The sequence below is a fragment of the Anaerovorax odorimutans genome (assembly GCF_024459955.1).
Classification (GTDB): Bacteria; Bacillota; Clostridia; order Peptostreptococcales; family Anaerovoracaceae; genus Hominibacterium; species Hominibacterium odorimutans_A.
In genome coordinates this window covers 1-3,874 of the sequence record NZ_JANFXK010000043.1, presented here as the reverse complement: position 1 = coordinate 3,874, position 3,874 = coordinate 1, and the positions used below count along the sequence as shown (strand labels likewise).

Annotated in this window: 6 protein-coding genes; all 6 read left to right on the top strand. The window is 42.8% G+C overall.

The window, feature by feature from the left end:
* On the top strand, positions 1-292 hold a 292-nt coding region (locus NE619_RS17600; RefSeq protein WP_256133797.1), incomplete at its 5' end, for a toprim domain-containing protein.
* Between the two features lie 16 nt (positions 293-308).
* Complete coding sequence (locus NE619_RS17595; RefSeq protein ID WP_256133796.1) at positions 309-491, top strand: hypothetical protein; 183 nt, start codon at positions 309-311, stop codon at positions 489-491.
* Positions 492-646: 155 nt separating this feature from the next.
* Positions 647-1,234: a TetR/AcrR family transcriptional regulator gene (locus NE619_RS17590; RefSeq protein ID WP_256133795.1), complete on the top strand. Its 588-nt coding sequence runs from the start codon at positions 647-649 to the stop codon at positions 1,232-1,234.
* Between the two features lie 207 nt (positions 1,235-1,441).
* Complete coding sequence (locus NE619_RS17585; protein WP_256133794.1) at positions 1,442-2,542, top strand: hypothetical protein; 1,101 nt, start codon at positions 1,442-1,444, stop codon at positions 2,540-2,542.
* Positions 2,543-2,856: 314 nt separating this feature from the next.
* Positions 2,857-3,183 (top strand): plasmid mobilization protein, encoded by a 327-nt coding sequence (locus NE619_RS17580; RefSeq protein ID WP_256133793.1) that lies wholly within the window; start codon positions 2,857-2,859, stop codon positions 3,181-3,183.
* Positions 3,184-3,874, top strand: a 691-nt coding sequence (locus NE619_RS17575; protein ID WP_256133792.1) for a relaxase/mobilization nuclease domain-containing protein, incomplete at its 3' end; no start/stop codon positions are given.

The window sequence follows — 3,874 nt, the reverse complement described above, 5'->3', positions numbered from 1 at the left end:
GGCAGGTGTTTACCAGCCAGCAAAGCAGATTGAAGAAAGCAAAGTTCCGGTCGCGCTTGCTTCTTTCTTAGAGAAACATCCGGAAGTGAGAACCATCGCACTGCATCTGGATAATGATTATGCCGGTAGGAGAATGACACAGGCACTAAAGGTCGTACTGCCATCACGCTACGTTATCAGGGACCGGCCGCCGCCGCAGGGAAAGGATTGTAATGATTATCTTTGTCTAAAGCTGGGAAGGCAGATTACAAGCCGGACGAAAAAGAACCGAGAAGAAAAACAGGAACGATGAGAAAGGAAATAGTTGCATGGAAAAGTATGAAATACGGATGATGGCGATTTGCGAGAAAACGGTGACTGTTTATGCAGAGCACGAAACCGCAGCGACAAGATTGAGCGGATGGATATCGAATGGGTTTAGGCTTTTTTCGGCGCGTAAGATATTTATGCGAAAAGCAGACACCATACCAGCAAGCATCGCCTTTGGATAGCCCAAAGGCAGTCTTATCAGGGGATACCCCTGAAACCCCAATTTTTTCGAATTATCGAAAACCCCCCAATTGGTTGCAGTAAAATGAAATGACTTCGGTTAGAAACAATAGTATAATAAAAATAGTCGATGACGTGTTGAGCGAGGAGTGTCACCATGAATAAAAAAGAGATCAAATCAGCGAAAACCAAAGAAAAACTTTGTAATGCGTTTATTGAATTATATAAAGAAAAGCCCATTGAAAAAATCTCCGTGAAAGAAATTACAGATGCGGCAGGATACAACAGGGCAACCTTTTATATTTACTACAAAGATATTTACGATGTCCTTGAGAGTATTGAAAATCGGCTTTTACAATTTTACGAGACGAACCTCAACAACCTTGTTGAAGGAACTCTGGAAAAAATTTCCCCTGCGTCCTTTGATTTCTTGAAAATAATAACCGATTTTTATCATAGTAACGAGAAGGAATTTCCGATTTTGATGACAAAAGATATCAATTTTCTCAATTCTGTTAAAAAAATTGCTAAACAGGCGCTGCTCCATAGGCAGAGTCCTGTTTTCTTCAATGATTACGGTGAGATAGAGTATATTATTGAATATCAGCTATCTGCGGTGATCGGTGTACTGAATGCATGGATCGCCAAAAAGCAGGATATCTCTTTCGAGAAACTTTCCGCGCTTATCTTTCAAATGTCAAAAACCGGAGTGCTCACAACAATCAACGATAAATGGAATGGCTAAAGGAAAAATATACTGGAAAGGTAGACAAAGTTCAAATTATTGTCGATTGAAGATACAAAAAACCATTGATATAATCTAAATAACACAACATGTTGTTTAGATTTTTTTAGTTTTGATAAACAGATAGGATACAAAAGCTTGTTGTGCGGGATCTTAGTTTATCCAGCGCAATAGCATTTCAATGAAACGAGACTAGGAGGTTTGAATATGTTTGATAAATTGGGAAAGCGCAAGTACATATTACCCATTATTGGGGTAATTGTAATCTGCTGCGTAATGTCATTGGTTTTATACCCAATGCTTAATGCTCAGGCGAAAAATGTTCCACTAGCGATTGTTTCGCTTGATAAAGGGGCGTCCACTCCAAAAGGCGAAATGAATATTGGCAGCCAGATAGTTGAGAAGATAACGAATACAGCGGGTTCAGATGATAAAGATGCAGTGATAGAGTGGACGAAACTAAAAAATCAGGCTGCAGTTGACAAAGCCCTTGAAGAGAATGTGTATTATGGAGCTTTGATTATTCCGGAAGATTTTACAATACAGCAGGCAGCAGCGCAATCCGGTAAAGATACGGTGCCGACTGTTAAACTATTAATCAACCAAGGTAAAAATACCATGTTGGCTTCAACGATACAGACTGCGCTAACGAGCATGGTCGATCAGATGGCGATGAAAGCAGAGGTGAAAGTTGTTCATCCGGTTTCATCAAACGGGGGTGCGTTATCAGCCCTTATGGGAGTACAAATGACAGTTATGCCATTGTTCATGATGAGTATGATAGCGGCAGTGCTATTGTTTTTGGCCACACGCAGTTTGAGAGATTCTTTTGAAAAAAAGAAAGCGTTGGGGCTGACACTCATATATGCTGTAGGCTTGTCTTTTCTGGTTTCATGGGGAACAATTTTCTCAGCGTCGGTCTTTGGGAACATAGATATGCCAGTAGCTACGGTAATGCTGTTCCTATGGCTTGCCAGCTTCTCAGTAATCATGCTGATATTCGGAGCATTGAGCGTCACATTCCCGCTGGGAGTGACAGTGCTGTTGTTAGTCTTTGCATGTGGAATGTCGTCCGCAATGATCGCACCGGAGATGCTGCCTAGTTTTTGGAGCAATTGGATTTATCCTTGGGTGCCGCAGCATTACATCGGTGATGGTATGAGAGAAATTTTATATATGAATGGAAGTGTATGGAATACAGGAAGCCTAGCTCTTATAAGCACCGCAGGTATAGGTATTGTATTAGCCATCATTGGGACATATATGCCTAGAAAAATTATGGACAATAAGATTGCCGAAAATATGTAGGAGGAGTAGTCTGCTGAGCAAACTTTATAACTTAAATCTGTCTGGCAAAAAAGTAAGTTAACATTCTTTCATAACTATATAAAAACAGTTGATCAATCGTCAGCTGTTTTTTATTGTTATAAACAAGAAGCCCCTATACATAGGGAGCAAATAGGAAATGTAAGATTCCAATACCTCCCCATATAACGTTTGATCAGGATGTCAGAGAAAGGAGATCTGAAAATGGAAATCAAAAAGAATAATTTTGAAAAACAAATGCTGCACTTAAAAACCTATTTAAAAATAGCTCGAATTAGAGATAGGAGGCGCAGGTGATGAGAAAACGAAATATCGCGATTCTATTCCGCTTAAACCGAAAAGAAGCGGAGCTACTAGACAAAAAGGTGAAAAAGAGCGGATTGTCCAGAGAGGCCTATCTGCGTCACTTGATTAACGGGTTGTTGCCAAATGACGCACCGCCGCCGGACTACTACGCCATGATGCAGGAGCTGCGGCAAATTGGAAACAATCTCAATCAGATCGCGAGAAAAGCCCATACACTTGATCTCATAGATATAAAGCGCTATGACGAAGCCGTGCGCTTGTTTGAGAAAACGGTTGAGGAAGTTACCAATGCGGTCATTTTACCGAGGAAGCTTTAAATGGCGGTCACATCGATCTGGAGTGTAAAAGGCTGGTTGGGAAAGGTAGTCGCTTATGTGGAGAATCCGGAAAAGTCAAATAATCCGCAGTATATGGGAGGAGAGGATTCTAGCGAGAAGCAGCGGGAGGCCCTTACGGATGTGATCGACTATGCGGTTAGCAAGCGAAAGACCAGCACTGTCGATGATGAAACCCTGGAAGTCATGGAGCGCTTTGTTTCCGGCATTAATTGTGCTCCGGCCACAGCAAGAACCGAGATGTTGGCAGTCAAACGCCGGTTTGGCAAAGACGAGGGCGTCATGGCCTATCACGGGTATCAATCCTTTGCGCCGGGGGAAGTAACTCCGGCCATGGCCCACCAAATCGGTGTGAAGCTGGCCCAGCGTCTTTGGGGAGAAACGTATCAGGTTTTGGTAGCCACCCACCTGGATAAGGAAAACCATTTGCATAACCACTTTGTCCTGAACACGGTGTCCTTTGTAAATGGACTGCGTTATCATCGAACGGCAGCAGATTATCGTGCCATGCGGCAAACATCCGATGCGCTGTGCAGAGAATATGGGCTGTCTGTGATTGAAAAATCCAGGAACGGAAAAGGAAAGCAGTATGGCGAGTGGCGGGCCGAACAGGAAGGCCGCCCCACTTGGCGGGGCCTAATCAAAGCGGATGTGGACGAAGCCATCGAACAGG

Coding starts and splice junctions, on each gene's coding strand:
- NE619_RS17595 (WP_256133796.1), top strand. CDS start 309: ATGGAAAAGTATGAAATACGGATGATGGCGATTTGCGAGAAAACGGTG.
- NE619_RS17590 (WP_256133795.1), top strand. CDS start 647: ATGAATAAAAAAGAGATCAAATCAGCGAAAACCAAAGAAAAACTTTGT.
- NE619_RS17585 (WP_256133794.1), top strand. CDS start 1,442: ATGTTTGATAAATTGGGAAAGCGCAAGTACATATTACCCATTATTGGG.
- NE619_RS17580 (WP_256133793.1), top strand. CDS start 2,857: ATGAGAAAACGAAATATCGCGATTCTATTCCGCTTAAACCGAAAAGAA.